Source organism: Flavobacterium pygoscelis, from assembly GCF_023162025.1.
GTDB classification, from domain to species: Bacteria; Bacteroidota; Bacteroidia; order Flavobacteriales; family Flavobacteriaceae; genus Flavobacterium; species Flavobacterium pygoscelis.
This window is the reverse complement of the sequence record NZ_JALNUB010000001.1, coordinates 138,735-155,997: the sequence shown is the minus strand read 5'-3', so window position 1 is coordinate 155,997 and position 17,263 is coordinate 138,735. Positions and strand designations below refer to the sequence as shown.

At 32.4% G+C, this 17,263-nt stretch carries 17 protein-coding genes; 9 read left to right on the top strand and 8 right to left on the bottom strand.

The features are described 5' to 3' along the window. Positions 1-35: 35 nt before the first annotated feature. From MW871_RS00660 to MW871_RS00650, 3 genes are all read right to left on the bottom strand, one after another. Positions 36-2,363: a M28 family peptidase gene (locus tag MW871_RS00660; protein WP_427854616.1), complete on the bottom strand. Its 2,328-nt coding sequence runs from the start codon at positions 2,361-2,363 to the stop codon at positions 36-38. A gap of 91 nt (positions 2,364-2,454) precedes the next feature. Continuing rightward, positions 2,455-2,805 (bottom strand): hypothetical protein, encoded by a 351-nt coding sequence (locus MW871_RS00655; RefSeq protein ID WP_188049182.1) that lies wholly within the window; start codon positions 2,803-2,805, stop codon positions 2,455-2,457. Next, positions 2,805-4,331, bottom strand: a complete 1,527-nt coding sequence (locus MW871_RS00650) for a bifunctional GNAT family N-acetyltransferase/carbon-nitrogen hydrolase family protein (RefSeq protein ID WP_188049181.1) — start codon at positions 4,329-4,331, stop codon at positions 2,805-2,807. The genes MW871_RS00655 and MW871_RS00650 overlap by 1 nt, the downstream gene beginning before the upstream one ends. A gap of 185 nt (positions 4,332-4,516) precedes the next feature. Between MW871_RS00650 and MW871_RS00645 the strand changes: the two genes are divergently transcribed. Then, a complete protein-coding gene (locus tag MW871_RS00645; protein WP_188049180.1) occupies positions 4,517-4,840 on the top strand; it encodes a single-stranded DNA-binding protein in 324 nt (107 codons plus the stop codon). A gap of 115 nt (positions 4,841-4,955) precedes the next feature. Here MW871_RS00645 and MW871_RS00640 read toward each other — a convergent pair whose 3' ends face one another. The 4 genes from MW871_RS00640 to metG form a co-directional block, all read right to left on the bottom strand. Then, a complete protein-coding gene (locus MW871_RS00640) occupies positions 4,956-6,212 on the bottom strand; it encodes an OmpA family protein (RefSeq protein ID WP_188049179.1) in 1,257 nt (418 codons plus the stop codon). Positions 6,213-6,492: 280 nt separating this feature from the next. Then, the gene (locus tag MW871_RS00635; RefSeq protein ID WP_248427223.1) at positions 6,493-7,185 is read right to left on the bottom strand and encodes an HAD family hydrolase; all 693 of its coding nucleotides are present in this window, start codon (positions 7,183-7,185) and stop codon (positions 6,493-6,495) included. Between the two features lie 14 nt (positions 7,186-7,199). Next, a complete protein-coding gene (locus MW871_RS00630) occupies positions 7,200-8,093 on the bottom strand; it encodes a DMT family transporter (protein ID WP_188049177.1) in 894 nt (297 codons plus the stop codon). A gap of 85 nt (positions 8,094-8,178) precedes the next feature. Then, on the bottom strand, positions 8,179-10,236 hold the full coding sequence (gene metG, locus MW871_RS00625) for a methionine--tRNA ligase (RefSeq protein WP_248427222.1): 2,058 nt from the start codon (positions 10,234-10,236) through the stop codon (positions 8,179-8,181). A 302-nt stretch (positions 10,237-10,538) separates the two neighbouring features. Here metG and MW871_RS00620 point away from each other — a divergent pair, with 302 nt between their 5' ends. From MW871_RS00620 to MW871_RS00610, 3 genes are all read left to right on the top strand, one after another. Beyond that, the gene (locus tag MW871_RS00620; RefSeq protein ID WP_248427221.1) at positions 10,539-10,856 is read left to right on the top strand and encodes a hypothetical protein; all 318 of its coding nucleotides are present in this window, start codon (positions 10,539-10,541) and stop codon (positions 10,854-10,856) included. 41 nt (positions 10,857-10,897) lie between these two features. Further along, on the top strand, positions 10,898-11,248 hold the full coding sequence (locus MW871_RS00615; protein ID WP_248427220.1) for a hypothetical protein: 351 nt from the start codon (positions 10,898-10,900) through the stop codon (positions 11,246-11,248). A 73-nt stretch (positions 11,249-11,321) separates the two neighbouring features. After that, positions 11,322-11,477 carry a hypothetical protein gene (locus tag MW871_RS00610; protein WP_248427219.1) on the top strand — a complete coding sequence of 52 codons (156 nt, stop codon included), beginning with the start codon at positions 11,322-11,324 and terminating at the stop codon, positions 11,475-11,477. A gap of 9 nt (positions 11,478-11,486) precedes the next feature. Here MW871_RS00610 and MW871_RS00605 read toward each other — a convergent pair whose 3' ends face one another. Further along, positions 11,487-12,014, bottom strand: coding sequence for a TlpA family protein disulfide reductase (locus MW871_RS00605; protein ID WP_248427218.1), 528 nt, complete (start codon positions 12,012-12,014; stop codon positions 11,487-11,489). A 240-nt stretch (positions 12,015-12,254) separates the two neighbouring features. Between MW871_RS00605 and MW871_RS00600 the strand changes: the two genes are divergently transcribed. The 5 genes from MW871_RS00600 (at position 12,255) to MW871_RS00580 (ending at position 17,149) form a co-directional block, all read left to right on the top strand. Further along, a complete protein-coding gene (locus MW871_RS00600; RefSeq protein WP_188049171.1) occupies positions 12,255-12,674 on the top strand; it encodes a lipocalin family protein in 420 nt (139 codons plus the stop codon). Between the two features lie 169 nt (positions 12,675-12,843). After that, entirely contained in the window at positions 12,844-13,383 is a 540-nt protein-coding gene (locus MW871_RS00595) for a DMP19 family protein (RefSeq protein WP_248427217.1), read from the top strand. Positions 13,384-13,577: 194 nt separating this feature from the next. Then, positions 13,578-14,849 (top strand): serine--tRNA ligase, encoded by a 1,272-nt coding sequence (serS, locus tag MW871_RS00590; RefSeq protein ID WP_248427216.1) that lies wholly within the window; start codon positions 13,578-13,580, stop codon positions 14,847-14,849. Positions 14,850-14,974: 125 nt separating this feature from the next. Continuing rightward, positions 14,975-16,753 (top strand): tetratricopeptide repeat protein, encoded by a 1,779-nt coding sequence (locus MW871_RS00585; RefSeq protein WP_248427215.1) that lies wholly within the window; start codon positions 14,975-14,977, stop codon positions 16,751-16,753. An 84-nt stretch (positions 16,754-16,837) separates the two neighbouring features. Continuing rightward, the gene (locus MW871_RS00580) at positions 16,838-17,149 is read left to right on the top strand and encodes a DUF4286 family protein (protein WP_188049167.1); all 312 of its coding nucleotides are present in this window, start codon (positions 16,838-16,840) and stop codon (positions 17,147-17,149) included. Positions 17,150-17,263 lie beyond the last annotated feature (114 nt).

Genomic DNA, 17,263 nt, shown 5'->3' with positions numbered 1-17,263 from the left:
TGTCGTAATTGTTTTTTAGTTTCAAAAATCAGCTTTTATTGATTTAATTTTAAAGTGTCAATAACTATAGGCGTACTGCGTTTTGGTTTAGAATACGTCACAATTGGTGTTACCACAACTGCAGTTGCTATAACTGGAGTTGGTTTTATCTTCTGTCTAATGATAACTGCATCATTAAGTACAAAAGGAGTTGGCATCATCCAATTTTCTCTTTTTTGCATTTTAAATAGTGGATTGGTCATCAAATCAAAAGAACTTTCTAATAATTCCATGTCAAAAAGAACTTTAGAGTCAATACTAAATTGCATTTCTAATGGTGTGTTTTCTACGACATAATAACTAATTATTTTCTTGCCTTTACGTTTGTATAATGAGTTTTTCTGACTTAGTGACTTTACTCCATTTGCTTTAAAATTGTGAATATTCATATTTTCATTAGCAAAAATATCATATCGGTTCACGCTTCTATTCGGAGTGATTAAGATTTTCAAATACCTTTGAGTGCCTATAATTCTATCTTCAAGAAATTCTATCGTGGGTTTATTTAATTCTTTTTTAGGCGCAGTTGCGCTATACGTAAATCCAGAATTGTATTTGCTAAATAGCGGAATTGCTTCTGCAGCTTGCGCTTCGTTCGGCGTAGTGCCTAAATATTTTTTTGTCCAAAAATCCAAGTTAGTGTCGTATGTTAGCCAACTTGCTTTGTTTGTATCTGCATTGTAAAGATATAATAGACTGTTTGATTTGGCTTTTCCATTTTCATAACCCGACTCATAATGTGCTTTGGCAAAAAAGCCAATAGATAATATAAAAAATCCTAATGACCAGATTCCTTTTTTAGAGAAAGCTCCAAAAACAGGAAGTAATAAAACAAATGTAAGTACGGTTAGAATTGCGCTTCCAAACAAAACTTTAAGTCCTAATCCAATTGGAAACATCTGAATAAATGGTGCGATAAGTAATAAGGCAGGAATGCTTAAAATTAAATTTAAACTTCTATTGGATCTTTGGGTTATAATAAAAAATCCAAAAATGAAAAGTCCAAAATAAACAGGGATAATTAAGAATCCAGCTCCTTTTAAAGTAAAAGCGATAGCACAATTAATTAATATCCATAGTAACAATGGAGCAGCATAATAATTTAAGGTGGTTTTTTTTGCAGAAAATCTATGGTAAATTAAGAAGGTAATCGCAATTGCTAATAAAGTAAAAGCACTTATGTAAGCATGGCCATTATAGGTAAATCCGTTCAACAGATCATTATACTGTGGATAAATAACGAGCAATAATTTCCAGATTGCAAAAGAGGTTATGCCTGTTATAATAAGGGAAAGTAATAAAGGGATAAATCCTTTTATAATTTCATCGAAATAGAGTACTCTTTTTGCGATGCCTACAAATATCAATATTACAAAGAGGAGTAAAGCAATAATAGCCATTGGCACTACCCAGCTAAAAGGATAATTGATGAAGGAATAAGGGACTGAAAAATAGACATAATCTTCCGTTTGTTGTGTGTTTTTTAGATCTGCATTAGAGAAATAATTTAATAATGGCATCAAATAAGAGCCTTGATGTTTTAAGCTATTCTTGTTTAAATGTTTCAAATCATCTTGTGCGGTGTGGTAATTGTAATGATCATCAATAAAGGCAAAATTGTAACCCTGAATATTCCCTTTTTCTCTAAATACAGTCAAATCTGTATCGTTAGGTAGCATTTTGTAAATGCTGTACATTAATGAATTTGATACTGGAAATTTTGTTTTTGCTGCTGCAAATTCTTTGACTAAACCAGCATTTCCTTTATTGGTTTCCATCAGCATGTAACTTGGTCCAGACGTTCCTCGAGCTTCAAAGTTTAGAACCAAACCAACCTCTTTTGCCCATTGATGTTGAGTAACAAATAAAGCAGCACCATTTAACCCTAATTCTTCTGCATCAGAGAACAAAATGATAATGTCGTTTTTATGTGGGGTTTTGTTGTATAGAAACGCACGAACACTTTCTAGAATTGTTGCCACGCCCGAACCAGCATCACTTGCTCCTAGAGAATAGGAATGTGGAGCACTATCATAGTGGGTTAGCAATAACAAAGCTTTTGAGTTATTAGTTCCTTTTATTTTAGCCAGAATATTTTTAGATTTTACCAAATTTCCCCATTCCGTCAATGTGTATCCTTCTTGAATAGAAGTTTGTAATCCTAAATCATCAAGTTCTTTTACAAGATAATTTGCTACTACTTCATGATTCTGAGAACCAACGTAATGCGGTTGTTTTGCAATTTGCGCCACTTTTGTTAAGGCTCTTTGCGTCGAAAATTCAGTAAGCATTCCTTCGTCATCATGAGTTCCTTGTGACATCATTGTGAAGAAAACAAAAGCTAAAGTGAAACAGAGGAATAGAATGGCAATAATAGAGAAATATCTTTTTTTCATTTTTGGTAGAATTGGGGTTCTAAATATCTTTTTTGACTAACATATAAAAATCATTCTCTAATATCATATAGCCTTGATCGTAAAGGAAATAGTAGGTATTGCCTGTTTTTGTCTGTAGAATATTAGTAAAAAAATCAAAGTCAAATCCTTTACTGATCAGCTTTGCTCGGGTTGCTTTAGATTTTCCATCGGGATTAAGTTCGGTTAAAATGCGGTAATTCTTGCGCAACTTGTTATTAATGTTGCGCATGAAATTAGTACTGTCTTTGTTTATTTTGTTGTTGTAGGCGTTGCGACAGCCATCACTGCAAAACTTTTTATCTTCCCGACCTACAATTTTTTCTCCACATTCTAAACAGGCTTTGCTCATTACTTGATTTTTTTAATGTCGTATAAGTCAGTTCTTCTATCTTTAAGAATTCGGACACTTCCATGTTCGTGAAGTTCTTTTAATAAATTTAAATCTACATCTACAATAAGTGTCATCTCTGTATTTGTTGTAGCTTCTGCTTTGATCCCGTTGCTTGGAAAAGCAAAATCAGAAGGAGTAAATACGGCTGATTGTGCGTATTGAATATCCATGTTATTTACTTTAGGTAAATTTCCTACGCAACCGGCTATAGCAACATAACATTCATTTTCGATAGCTCTTGCTTGCGCACAATGCTTTACTCTAGTGTAGGCATTTTGAGTGTCGGTTAAGAAAGGAACAAATAGAATATTCATGCCTTCATCTGCCATTAATCTAGACAGTTCTGGAAATTCGACATCATAACAAATCATAATTCCTATTTTACCACAATCGGTATCAAAGGTTTTTATTGTAGATCCGCCAGTCATTCCCCAATGTTGAACTTCATTTGGCGTTACGTGAATTTTAGAATACATCTCAGAAGTTCCATCCCTTTTGCATAAAAACCCAACATTGTATAAGGTGCCATTTTCTAAGTATGGCATACTTCCCGTTATGATATTGATGTTATAAGATATTGCTAATTCTTGAAAACGTTTGCGTATAGGATCAGAATGCTTGGCCAATTCGCGTATTGCTTCTGCTTCTGATAAATGATTGTAATCTGCCATCAAAGGAGCTATAAACAGTTCTGGAAATAATGCAAAATCACTTCCGTAACCAGAAACTACGTCTACAAAAAATTCACATTGTTCAAAAAGAGCTTCTAAATTGTTTAATTGGCGCATTTGCCATTGTACTAATCCTAATCGAATAACACTTTTCTCTAAGTTAATAAGTCTTGGACTTTCGTCAAAATAAATATTATTCCATTCTAATAGAACAGCAAATTCTTTTGAATCTGAATCGCCTTCCAAGTAATTTTTCATTACTCGAATTACGTGAAAATCATTACTCAATTGAAACGAAAGTACCGGATCGTGTAACTCTTTCTTTTTTACTTTCTCTATGTAATTCTTTGGAGTCATTTCCTTGGAATGTTGGCCATAATTAGGAATTCTTCCGGCAAAAACTATCGCTTTTAGATTTAATTGTTCGCACAATTCCTTCCTTGCATCATATAAACGTCTGCCCAAACGCAGTCCTCTATAGTTAGGGTGAATGAAAACGTCAATTCCGTAGAGAACATCTCCGTTTGAATTATGTGTCGAAAACGAGTAGTTTCCTGTGATATCTGAGTAATTGTGATTTTTATCAACTACACTTTCATCAACAATTAATGATAAAGCAGATCCAACTACTTTTCCGTCTACTAAAATTACCAATTGCCCTTCTGGGAAAATGCTTAATAATTTTTCTATTTGGTGTTCTCTCCAATACGATCCTTCCATTTCAGGATAGGACTCGACCATTGATTTTTTTAGTTCTTTATAGTCATCGTATTTTAAATTTCTTAATTCTACTTTATTTATATGGGTTTGCATACTGGATTGTTTTTACCAAATATAACAATTTATTTCCATTTACAAACGGTTACAATTAATTACAACCGAAAGTAAGTAGTTAGTAACCGAATAATTTTTGAAACGCATCGCATCTTTGCCTTGTTGAAATCGAAGAAACGTTTTAACAAATAAACTATATACACTAATATTTAAATTTACACGCCATGAAAAACAAAGTACAATTAATCGGAAGAGTAGGTCAAGATCCTGAAGTAAAAACATTAGAGGGAGGAAAAAAAATTGCAACAATAACTATTGCAACAAATGATGCTTATTACAAAGAAAATGGTGATAAGGTAGAGCAAACTGAATGGCATCGTGTGACCGCTTGGGGAAAAGTAGCTGAAATTATAGAAAAGTTTGTTACTAAGGGAAGGGAAATAGGTATTGAAGGGAAGTTAACTCACAGAAGTTATGATGACAAAAATGGAGAAAAGCGTTATATAACAGAAATTATAGCTAATGAAGTATTGCTTTTAGGAAAGTAATGGAATTTTATTTGCTGTTGATAATAATTATCTAGAATTATAAATAATAATTATTCAAATAAAAAAAGCCCTAAAGGAATTTCCTTTAGGGCTTTTAAATAATATAGTAATTAGATTATTTTACTCTGAAAGTAACTCTTCTAACTAATTTTCTTGCAGCATCTGAATCTTTTTGAACTGATTTATCTTCACCAGCAGCAACAATGATCAATCTTGAAGAATCGATGTTAGCTTTTAATAAAGTGTTCTTAACATTAGTAGCTCTTGCATTAGATAATTTATCGTTGTAAGCAGATCTTCCTAATTCGTCAGCATGACCAATAATTTCAACTGAAGCTGAAGGATTGTTTCTTAAGTAAGTTAAGATAAAATCGATTCCTTCTACAGAAACGTTTGTAGGTTTAGCTTGATTGAAATCAAAGTAAGTACAAACATAACCATCATTGATTAAGTTTTTGATCAATTCGCTATCAGCAATTTTAGTTACATCTGAAGTTTTGCTAGCGTAGTTTTTCAATATATAAGCTTCTGTTTCATCAGGAACATTATTATTGTTTTTGTCAATAGCTCTACCTTTAGTGTCAACCATTGCTCCAGCTGGAGTATTTTTTTCTAAGTCTAAATAATCAGCAACACCATCTTGATCAGCATCAACTAACATGTTTTCTAAACTATCAACTCTGCTTCTTAATGCTAACATATCTTTGTCAACAACAGTAGCCCAGTCAGCATGTTTTTCACTTTTACCTAAGTAAACTGTCAAACCAACAGTACCGTTAAAAAGGATTCCACCAAAACCTCTAGAAGAAGCAGCGCTTGCACCATCGAAAGCAGCATCTTGACTAGCGTTAAGAATAGTAGTAAAATCACCTGTTAAAGCAATTCTGTTAGATAATTTAATTTGACCAGTTACACCAGCCATAAAGTTACCCATTCTGTCTTTCAAAGAAGAATTTTGATCTTCTAATTGAGCTAAACCAAAACCAGCATGACCTAATAAACCAATAGTATTAGTCCAAGATTCGAAGTTCATGATTCTACCTAAGTTAGCTACTGCTTGTAAATCTGCTCTGTAGTACTTAGTGTCAAAATCTTTAGATTCACTTTTACCTTGAAAACTGTTGTAACCAAAGTCTGCTTTTAAACCAAATTTGTTGTTGAACATGTATCTAACTCCAAGATCAACTACATAAGGACTTGGTGTAGATGTGAAATAACCAGCAGTCATTGGTCTTTGTGTTTTGTTAACACCACCAGCTAATTCAACAGACCATTTATTATAATCTGTCCCTGCGCTTTTTCCCATATCAGTTTGAGCATTTGCAGTCGAGGCTGCAGCAGCAAAAACTAATGCAAACATTAATTTTTTCATTATTGTAATTTTTATAAGTTTTATGCAAAATTACAACTTATAGTTAGATAAGAAATTTCAATCAGTTAATTATATAAAAAAAAACTAATATTATACAAATAATGGACTGTTTTGATTAGAATGTTGCGTTATAAATTATTTTTTAAACAAATAATTTCGTTTATATAAATAATTTATGAATATTTTTTAAGAAAAAAGCTTCCAAAAACAGTTTATTAAGCTTAAATTATGGTAAATTAAGTTTAATTTAACTTTATTCCTTTTAAAAAACACCCAGTAACTATTGATTTAGTACTGTTAAAACTTGAGTTATTTGATCGAATGTATTAAAATTTTCGTGCTCTATTTCATGATCAATTCTTTCATGTTCCCAAGTAGTATGAAAAGGAATATGAACCGCATGTGCACCAATAGCTAAAACGGGTAAAACATCCGATTTTAAAGAATTTCCAATCATAAAGAATTCTGAAGGTTCGATTTCTAATCTTTTTATCAAATCTTTATAGTCAATTTCTTGTTTGTCAGACATCACTTCAATATGATGAAAATACTTTCCTAATCCCGAATTGTGTAATTTTCTGCGTTGGTCTAATAAGTCACCTTTTGTGGCAACAACCAATTTATATTTGCCATGCAAAGCTTGTAAAGTTTCTTCTACACCTTCTAATAGTACAATAGGCTTTTCAGTCAATTCTTTTCCGTATTGAATAATGCGCTCTATAGCTTGTACCGAAATAGTATTGTTCGAAATTTTCATAGCTGCTTCGATCATAGAAAGAATATATCCTTTTATTCCATAACCGTATATTTTTAAATTGTCAATTTGAATCTTGAAAAGTTCTTTTGCAATTCCTTGATTGGATAAGTAATCACTCATTAAATTACAGAATTTCTCTTCCGTTTCGGCAAAGTAAGTTTCGTTTACGAATAAAGTATCGTCAGCATCAAATGCAATTACTTTTATATTTTTCATACTTGTATATGTTTCTAATGAAGTGTTTTATTAAATAGCTTTTTTAGTGAAAGTGTTTTGCTGTAAAAGGTGATTCGGATACCAAACAGTAAAATCAAACCGCCAATAATCATCTGAAATGTAATTTTTTCGTCTAAAAATAACCAAGCTAAAAGAGTTGCCAAAACTGCTTGTCCCAACAAAGATAAGGACACTCGCGTGGCTCGCATATTTTGAGTCGCATAACTAATTAATAACCATGCAATCAGTTGACAAACTATTCCTTGAATAAATAAAACTACCCAGCCTAAATTAGAAAACCCACTAAAAGGCTCTTTTAAAATTAAGCAAACAATTCCTAAAAATAAAGTAGAAGTTAGTAGCGTAACCATCATAAAAGAAACAACGTCCATCTCAGAAAGAATGTTTTTACTGACCAGCATGTAAACAGCGTATAAAACTCCTGATAATATGGCTAGCAAAAAAGCAGAATTAAAATTTAAGTTCAAGAAAAATTCGAAACCAACCAGAGTAATCATACCAAAAATTGCTATCAATGTGCCAATCCAAAAATTAGTTGCTGGTTTATTCTTTAAGAATAAAAAAGAAAACACTCCAACCCAAACCGGTGAAAGATTGGTTAGTAAAGTAGCTTGAGTAGCACTTGATTGTTGAATAGAAATATTCCAAACCGCAACATCAGAGGCGAATAAAAGACCACAAACAATTGCTAATAGTAAAATCCTAGTTCTTGGTAATTTGAATTTTTGGGTAATGACAACATAAGGCAGTAATAGCATTGCAGCAATTGCCATTCGATAAAAAGCCGAAATTAATCCTCCGGTAAGATTGAGCTTGACCAGTATTGGAAAAACCGAAATGCATAAAATTCCAATCGCTAGAGCTAATCTCGGTTTTGCATTTGTCATTGTTTTTTATTTAAAAATACAAACTTCACTAATTATCGAAAACATAATTTCTGAAAAATAGTGAAGATTATATTTAGTTGTATTGTTAATTTATAGTCTCTCCATTGGCAGCATCTGCATCTGGATTTACAAAAACTAATTTTTCCTCTGCATTAGTAGTCATCAGGATCATTCCTTGACTTTCTACGCCGCGAAGATTTCTTGGAGCCAAGTTTACTAAAACAGTCACTTTCTTACCAATAATATCCTCGGGTTTAAAACTTTCGGCAATTCCAGAAACAATGGTACGAACATCAATTCCAGTATCTACTTTCAAAATCAAAAGCTTATTTGCTTTTGGCATTTTTGTAGCTTCTAAAATGGTTCCTACACGTAAATCCATTTTGGCAAAATCATCAAATTGAATCAAGTCTTTTTGAGATTCTACAACTTTGTTTTCGGCTTTATTTGCTGTTTTAGTCGCTTCTAGTTTATCTATTTGTTTCTGAATTTCTTCATCTTCAATTTTTGAAAAAAGCAATTCCGCTTCGCCAATTTGGTGTCCTGTAGCAATCAAATCTGAATTTTCTGAAATCGTATTCCAAGACAATGGAGATTCTATTTTTAAAATTCTTGATAATTTTGTTGCTGTAAAAGGTAAAAACGGTTCGCAAAGTGAACTTAATGCGGCAGCGATTTGCAAGGCTACATACATTTGTGTTTGTACGCGCTCTGGATTGTCTTTAATGACTTTCCAAGGTTCTTCATCCGCCAAGTATTTATTTCCAAGACGGGCAACATTCATTAATTCACCTAACGCTTCTCTAAATCTATATCTTTCTATAGAACTCGAAATCACCGCTGGATACGCTTTCAGTTCCGTTAAAGTTGCTTCGTCAACTTCTGATAATTCATTTGGTTGAGGTACAATTCCATTATAGTATTTGTTAGTTAAAACTACCACACGATTGATGAAATTTCCGTAAATCGCCACTAACTCATTGTTGTTTCTAGCTTGAAAATCTTTCCAAGTAAAATCATTGTCTTTGGTTTCCGGCGCATTAGATGTCAAAGCGTAACGCAAAACATCTTGCTGATTCGGGAATTCTTCTAAATATTCGTGCAACCAAACGGCCCAGTTTTTAGAAGTAGACAATTTATTTCCTTCTAAGTTCAGGAACTCATTTGCAGGAACATTGTCTGGCAAAATGTAGCTTCCTTCGGCTTTAAGCATCGCTGGAAAAATGATACAGTGAAAAACAATATTGTCTTTACCAATAAAATGAACCAGTTTGGTGTCTTGATCTTTCCAATACGGTTCCCATTCTTTTCCTTCGCGCAAAGCCCATTCTTTAGTAGAAGAAATATAGCCAATAGGTGCATCAAACCACACATATAGCTTTTTCCCTTCAGCACCTTCCACCGGAACATCAATTCCCCAATCCAAATCACGAGTTACCGCGCGAGGTTCTAATCCGCCATCAATCCATGATTTTACTTGACCGTAAACATTGGGTTTCCAGTCATTTTTATGGCCAACAAGAATCCATTCTTTCAAGAAATCTTCATAACGATCCAAAGGCAAAAACCAGTGTTTCGTAGATTTCATAATAGGTGTTTCTCCTGTAATTGTCGATTTTGGGTTTATTAAATCAGTTGCGTTCAAAGTAGAACCGCATTTTTCGCATTGATCACCGTAGGCTTCTTCGTTACCACACTTTGGGCAAGTTCCTACTACAAAACGATCTGCCAAAAACTGATCTGCTTTGGCGTCATACAATTGCTCGGTTACTTGCTCTATAAAATCACCTTTTTTATATAACGTTGTAAAAAAATCTGAAGCCGTATCGTGATGAATCTTCGCCGAAGTCCTTGAATAATTGTCAAAAGAAATTCCAAAATCAGAAAACGATTTACGGATAATTCCATCGTATTTGTCAATTACCTCTTGAGGGGTAATTCCTTCCTTCTTGGCTTTCATTGAAATAGCCACTCCGTGTTCATCGCTTCCACAAACAAACAAAACGTCTCTTCCTTGCAAACGTAAATAACGAGAATAAATATCTGAAGGCACATAAACACCCGCCAAATGACCAATATGAATCGGTCCGTTTGTATAAGGCAATGCCGCTGTAATCGTATATCTTTTTGGATTTTGTAACATAATTCAGTTTAATTTGATGCAAAAATAAGCAATAGAATTTTTATTTGGAGCTATTTCCCGCTATACGTTACAATCTTTTGTTTCTCTCGATAATTATCGAGAGAAACAAAAGGATTTTCACTGCTATCGGGGCTAGGATTTAAGGGTTTCATGGTTGTTTTATTACTCTTTAGTAATCTTAGTTTCAAACATTCGCTATTTCTCATTTGAAACAATTCTAACTATAGACACTTTCTAAAACTTTTCTTTCAGTCCAATTTTCATAGCTTTGTATAAATTAATCCAGAGCTAATAACAGTATAATGATCAAATCCTACATCAAGTGTTCAGATTGCAATACAGTCAATATAAATAAGGAGTATTGCGAGAACTGTGGTGCTATATTAGATTTGGTTCTTAAGCGCCGACTTGAAACCCAGAAAAAACTTCAAGAGAAATTAGACGAAAAAGAAAAAACAAAAAAGCCACCAAGCAAAATAGAAGTCTATTTTAATAATGGTTTAGAGCATTCTAATGTTTTGATACGATATCTTTTTCAAGCTATTTACTCAATTTGGCTTTTCTTTGCTGTAATTATAGGAGGTATTATCGCTGCGGTTACCGCCGCTGCAGCGGGTTAAAACAAAAAGTAAGATTTTTAAATGGAGTAATAAAATAGATAATGTTTAGAAAAATACTTTATGGTTTGCTATTTATTATCGCTCTGACTATTTATGCTTTGCAGCGCTTGCATTTTTCATTACCTAGCCTTATTAATAATTATCTAAATGATTTGCTTTATGTTCCCATAGCGCTGGGTGCAATCCAATTTATAATCCGAAGATTAAAAAAAGATCCTTTGTTTCAATTGCCACTGGGGTTTATTCTCTTTTTATCCTCTTTCTACTCTTTTTATTTCGAGTATTATCTTCCTAAAGTAAATGTAAGATACACAGCAGACTGGATTGATGTATTGCTTTACTTTATAGGAGGTGTAGTTTTCTTTTTATTGCAAAGAAGGAACAAGTTTTAGAAGAGAATTTTTTAAATTTAGGTTTTCTTTAATTCATTTATCTTTGTAAACGTAATTCATCTAGATTTTTAAAATGGGAAAAGGACCTGAAAAAAAAACTAAAAACAAAGCGTTGCATACTAAATTGCTCAATCGTAAAAAAGCTAAACTTCAAGAAGAAAAGAAAGAAAAAGCCATGCGATTGAAAGCTTTAGTTGCCAAAATTAATTTACAAAAAAATAGCGAATAGGAGTAAGTTTTATTCGTTCAAAATCGCTGTATTTGTTGGTGTGCTTTTTTTATACTTCTCAATAATTGTTTTAATGACATTTGGGGTTAGTTCAAATCCATTTTGTATAGGATTGCCTTCCCAACGCACAATTCCAGTGGGATCTATTAAAATGCAATGCGGAAGAGCTCTTATTTTCAAGGCTTTATATGATTTTCTTCGAGTATCAATTGCGCTGTAGTACTCGATTTTAGGAGTTATTACTTTGTTTACTTTACGTTCTCTTTCATCACTTATACCAATTACAATTAAATCCTCCTTAAACTCTTTGCTTATACTATTTAATTTAGGAGTCAAAGTTTGGTATGATTCGCACCAAGTTCCCCAAAAATCGATTATCACAAATTTTCCTTTTAATTCCGGTGGATCAGAAAGCCATTTTTCGACTACCAGGTTAGGTGCTTTTTGATCTATTATTGATTTTGCCCATATTTCTTTTTCTTGTGAAAAAATAGGCAGAGCAAAAGTAAAAATCAAAAATAAAAGTAGTTTTTTCATACATTGAAATTATATGGTTTCTCAAATATATTGTTTTTTTTCCTACAAAAATATATTTTTTTACTGCTAGTTGTATGTGTGAAAGCGCTTTGTATAATCAAATAAACAATCTTTGATAAATTAATGCTTTTGAACTAAATAATAAAATGAAGTAATTATGTAAATATGACCAAATACTATGTAACAATTTTTAAACGCTATCAAGTTAATTTAGCCATTATTAATTATAAACAAACAAACATGAAAATTAGAAGCATATTATTAGCATTAACATTGAGTATCGGATTATTTGCAACTTCTTGTAGCAGTAATGATGAAAATGAAGGAGCAACAATTATTCCTATTACAGGAAAATGGGGTGTAGTAAAAGTGGGTACAAATATTGGTGGTGTAGAGACATTGGTAGATCCGCCACAAAATGTAACAGGATGTGATCATGATTATCTTAGTTTTAAAATTGATAACACATTAGTTTCAGGAGATTATGATTCTACTTTAAGTCCATGTGCTTTAACAACAGTTTCAGGAACTTATAGCAGACCAGATAATAAATTAACAACGGTTATAAATGGTGTAACTACTACTTATGATATTGTTAATCTTACTCTTACTGAATTAAAGTTAAAAAATGGTACAGCAATATCAGTTTACACCAGATAATTTAGTTATTTTTACATCGTAAGTTTTTGAGATGTATTAAAACGGAAACGACTTTTAAAGTTGTTTCCGTTTTTTTTTATTCCATATAAAGGCAAACAAGTATGATTTTTTGTGTTTGTATTATTCTTTTATCCGAAATTTGCGTGCAAACTCTTTAAAAACATAAGCAATGGAATTCGGTAGAATCATAATTTCAGAAACAGCAGCAAGTAGCGAAAACCCACAAGATGTTATCAATTCGAATATTTCGGTGATTAATTTAATGCGCGAGGAAAAAATCGATGACGATTTAATTCATGAAGATGCCTTGATGAGTTATTATCTAGATTATTATACGTCTCAATATACAGAAGGTAATTTTGCACAATTTGTCTATAATTCTCAATGGAACACAGAATTGAATGAATTGATAGAAGAAGGATTGCAATTGCTTGGCGCCGAAAAACATCTAGAATTATTTCAGCAACAATGTAAGAAAGTCAAGTTGATGAGCAGCGTAAAAAGAGATAAATTTTTTAAAGGAAAGCTAGAAGGTGTAAATCCAGTTCGTGATTTGATGAATAATGATTCTTTTTTTGAAATTGAAGAAAATTTGGTACAACGCAATGCAGAATTCTTAAAATCACATCCCGATCTTGAAGTACTTTCTGTAGACGATATGTTTGCGGCGCTTGAAGAGTTTGTAGGTCATGAAATAAAGAGAGAATAGGATTTAAGAATAGTAGTGGTAGAATAGTTTAAATTTAATTCATGAAATAGCTAGACTGTTGTATTTGTAATCATTCTTGAAATTCTTCCTAGAAATTACAAAACACAAATCACTGATTTTTCAGTCGTTTCTAGCAAACATTTCCTTAAATTTGCTTTCATTAATAGAAATATAATAGTTATAAAAACCCAATTATGTTACAAATTGCATTTATTAGAGAGAATCAAGAGAAAGTAATCAATGCTTTGGCAAAAAAAAATATGGATGCCAAAAGTATTGTTGAAGAAGTGGTACAACTAGATGAAAAACGTCGTGCTACGCAAGTAGAGTTAGACGGAATTTTATCAGAATCTAATAAATTATCCAAAGATATTGGGGAATTGATGAAAAGTGGCGAGAAATCAAAAGCCGCAATTCTAAAAGAAAAAACAATTTTATTAAAAGAAAAAAGTAAGAAGTTGGCAGAATCTGCTGATGTTCTTGCTGCAGAACTTTTAGAAAAATTATATACGTTGCCAAATCTTCCGGCTGATATTGTTCCAGTAGGAAAAACTCCAGAGGAAAATTTAAACGTTTTTCAAGAAGGTGCTATTCCCGTTTTACATGAAGGCGCTCAGCCACATTGGGAATTAGTAAAAAAATATGACATCATCGATTTTGAATTGGGTGTAAAAATTACTGGAGCAGGATTTCCAGTTTATAAAGGAAAAGGAGCAAAATTGCAACGCGCACTAATCAATTATTTCCTAGACAAAAATACGGCTGCAGGTTATAGTGAAGTTCAAGTTCCTCACATGGTAAATGAAGCTTCTGCTTACGGAACAGGACAATTGCCAGACAAAGAAGGACAAATGTATCATGATAAAACAGATGATTTGTACTTGATTCCTACTGCCGAGGTTCCAGTTACAAACTTGTTTCGTGATGTGATTTTGAATGAAAATGAATTACCTGTTTTAACCACCGCTTATACACCTTGTTTCCGTAGAGAAGCGGGTTCTTATGGAGCGCATGTGCGTGGATTAAACCGTTTGCACCAATTTGATAAAGTAGAGATTGTACGAGTGGAGCATCCTGATAAATCGTATGAAGCTTTAGACGGAATGGTAGAACATGTAAAATCGATACTTCAAGAATTAAAATTACCTTACCGAATTTTACGTCTTTGTGGTGGAGACATGAGTTTTACTGCTTCTTTGACCTACGATTTTGAAGTTTTTTCAACCGCGCAAGATCGTTGGTTAGAAATTTCTTCTGTTTCTAACTTCGAAACTTTTCAAGCCAATCGTTTGAAATTGCGTTTCAAAGACAAAGACGGAAAAAACCAATTGGCACATACTTTAAACGGAAGTTCATTAGCCTTACCAAGAGTTTTAGCTGGGATTTTAGAAAATTATCAAACGCCAGAAGGAATTGTAATTCCAGAAGTATTGCTTCCTTACTGCGGATTTGATATTATAGATTAAATTACAGCTTTTTTGAAATAAACGTAAATTCGCAAATTTTTTCTTTTTTAAATAATGAAAATTTGCGAATTCGCGTTTAAAATAATTTCGAATTAACACTCGATTTAGAAACAATAACAATAAATATGAAATTTTTTTTCCTCTTTATTACTTTATTAGTGTCGCTATTTGGATTCGCTCAAAACGAACAATTAGCGCAGTATTATTATGAAAAAGGAGACTTTGAAAAAGCTAAAATTGGTTTCGAAGAATTATTACAGAATACGCCTCAAAACACACAATATTTTTTAAGAACTATTGATTGTTATCAGCAATTACAGCAATTTGATGTTGCTGAGAAAGCCATTCAACAACGTTTGGATAAATACAAGCAAGGTACGCTTCTTGTAGAATTGGGTTATAATTTTCAGTTGCAAAAAAAAGAAGCTAAAGCCAATTCTTATTATGATCAAGCTTTAGAGCGCATCAAGAAAAACCCAATGGAAGTATATGGCATTTCTACCTCTTTTGAGCGAAAAGTGCTCTTAGAATATGCTTTAAAAGCATATCAAACCGCCATAGCAATTGAACCTAATGATAATTTTAATTTCCAAATAGGTTTGCTTTACGGTCAGTTGGGTAATACAGAAATGATGATTGGAACTTTTTTAGATGATGCTTACAAGAATCCTCAAAATGCAATTAGAATTCAAAATCAGTTTGTGCGTTATCTGGCAGATGATGGAGATGCCAATTTTAATGAAATGCTCAGAAAAGCACTGATTTTGAGAACACAAAAAAATCAAGACATTTTTTGGAACCGCTATTTAAGTTGGTTTTACGTTCAACAAAAAGAGTTTGAAAAAGCATTCGTACAGGAAAAAGCGATTTATAAACGCAATCCAGAATCGCTTAACAGTATTGTAAACCTAGCGCAATTGGCAATAGAGGAAGACAATCAAGAAGCAGCGCAGGAAATTTTAGTATTTGTGTTGCAAAATACTAAAGATTTAGAATTGTTAATTCAGGCGAATTCCTATTTGATGGAGATGAGAATCGAAAAAGCCACTGAAAAAGATTTGCCCACTATAAATACCGATCTGTCTAATTTATTGCGAGAATATGAGATAAGTCCATTTACCTTATCTTTGCAATTGATTCAGGCACATTTTGTGGCGTTTAATTTAAAAAAACCAGAAGAAGCTAAGGCAATTGTAAAGAAAGCTTTAGAATTGCGATTGAATGAATATGATGCGGCCAAAGCTAAAATGGAGTTGGGAGATATTTTTCTATATGAAGAAAAATTTAATCAAGCTTTATTATATTATTCGCAGATTGAATTGGACTTAAAAAATGATGTTCTAGCACATGAAGCTACTTTAAAAGCGGCTAAAACTAGTTATTTTAAAACTGATTTTGATTGGGCATTAAAGCAATTTAAAGAATTAAAAGCAGCCAACACACAGTTGATTGCTAACGATGCTTTAGAATATTTTTTATTAATAAATGATAATACCGCTGCAGATTCTACTCAAACGGCATTAAAACAATTTGCAAAAGGAGATTATCTTTTATATCAAAATAGAAACCAAGAAGCAATTGCACAATTTCAATCGATTTTAAAAAGTTTTAAAGGCCAAGAAATTGAAGCTGTAACATTATTGCGATTGGGACAAGTTTACGAAAAACTAGGTGATTTTACTTTGGCTTTAAGCCAGTATCAAAGCATAATTGATCATCACGCTGAAGGGATTTATAGTGATGAAGCTTTGTTTTTTTCGGCCGAAATTTATAACAAAGAACTAAAAGAACCTGAAAAAGCAAAACCTTTGTACGAGAAGATAATTTTTAATCATCAAGACAGTATTTATTTTGTTGAAGCTAGAAAAAAATTCAGACAATTACGAGGCGATACGAATTTATAAAATGATTTTACATTGAAGATTAACCATTTTGAGAGTAGATTTTACATAAGTCTTGATTCAAAATTAAAACACTAAATAAAAATAATGATCATATACAACGTTACTACAAACATACACGAAAGTGTGCACGACCAATGGATGGTTTGGATGCGTCACAAGCATATTCCAGAAGTTCTAGCGACAGGAAAATTTTCTTCAGCCAGAATGGTTCGTGTTTTAATTGAAGAAGAAATGGGCGGAACAACATATTCTGTTCAATATACCACCGATAGCAAAGAAACGCTCGAAAAATATTATCAAGAAGATGCAGCAGGTTTTCGCGAAGAAGGACAGAAATTGTTTGGTGATAAAATGCTAGCATTTAGAACGGAATTAGAATTGATTTCTGATCATTAATTATAGATTAAATTTTTTGTGTTTCAAATCTAGAATCACTTTCTAATTGTGTTCTTAGCTAAAAAATAAATTCAGGTAGCACTTATCTGCTAAATCATTCTCAAGGGTTATTTT

Excerpts from the sequence above, each read along its gene's own strand:
- MW871_RS00660 (WP_427854616.1), bottom strand. The coding sequence starts at position 2,363 with ATGATGTCACAAGGAACTCATGATGACGAAGGAATGCTTACTGAATTT.
- MW871_RS00655 (WP_188049182.1), bottom strand. The coding sequence starts at position 2,805 with ATGAGCAAAGCCTGTTTAGAATGTGGAGAAAAAATTGTAGGTCGGGAA.
- MW871_RS00650 (WP_188049181.1), bottom strand. The coding sequence starts at position 4,331 with ATGCAAACCCATATAAATAAAGTAGAATTAAGAAATTTAAAATACGAT.
- MW871_RS00645 (WP_188049180.1), top strand. The coding sequence starts at position 4,517 with ATGAAAAACAAAGTACAATTAATCGGAAGAGTAGGTCAAGATCCTGAA.
- MW871_RS00640 (WP_188049179.1), bottom strand. The coding sequence starts at position 6,212 with ATGAAAAAATTAATGTTTGCATTAGTTTTTGCTGCTGCAGCCTCGACT.
- MW871_RS00635 (WP_248427223.1), bottom strand. The coding sequence starts at position 7,185 with ATGAAAAATATAAAAGTAATTGCATTTGATGCTGACGATACTTTATTC.
- MW871_RS00630 (WP_188049177.1), bottom strand. The coding sequence starts at position 8,093 with ATGACAAATGCAAAACCGAGATTAGCTCTAGCGATTGGAATTTTATGC.
- metG (WP_248427222.1), bottom strand. The coding sequence starts at position 10,236 with ATGTTACAAAATCCAAAAAGATATACGATTACAGCGGCATTGCCTTAT.
- MW871_RS00620 (WP_248427221.1), top strand. The coding sequence starts at position 10,539 with ATGATCAAATCCTACATCAAGTGTTCAGATTGCAATACAGTCAATATA.
- MW871_RS00615 (WP_248427220.1), top strand. The coding sequence starts at position 10,898 with ATGTTTAGAAAAATACTTTATGGTTTGCTATTTATTATCGCTCTGACT.
- MW871_RS00610 (WP_248427219.1), top strand. The coding sequence starts at position 11,322 with ATGGGAAAAGGACCTGAAAAAAAAACTAAAAACAAAGCGTTGCATACT.
- MW871_RS00605 (WP_248427218.1), bottom strand. The coding sequence starts at position 12,014 with ATGAAAAAACTACTTTTATTTTTGATTTTTACTTTTGCTCTGCCTATT.
- MW871_RS00600 (WP_188049171.1), top strand. The coding sequence starts at position 12,255 with ATGAAAATTAGAAGCATATTATTAGCATTAACATTGAGTATCGGATTA.
- MW871_RS00595 (WP_248427217.1), top strand. The coding sequence starts at position 12,844 with ATGGAATTCGGTAGAATCATAATTTCAGAAACAGCAGCAAGTAGCGAA.
- serS (WP_248427216.1), top strand. The coding sequence starts at position 13,578 with ATGTTACAAATTGCATTTATTAGAGAGAATCAAGAGAAAGTAATCAAT.
- MW871_RS00585 (WP_248427215.1), top strand. The coding sequence starts at position 14,975 with ATGAAATTTTTTTTCCTCTTTATTACTTTATTAGTGTCGCTATTTGGA.
- MW871_RS00580 (WP_188049167.1), top strand. The coding sequence starts at position 16,838 with ATGATCATATACAACGTTACTACAAACATACACGAAAGTGTGCACGAC.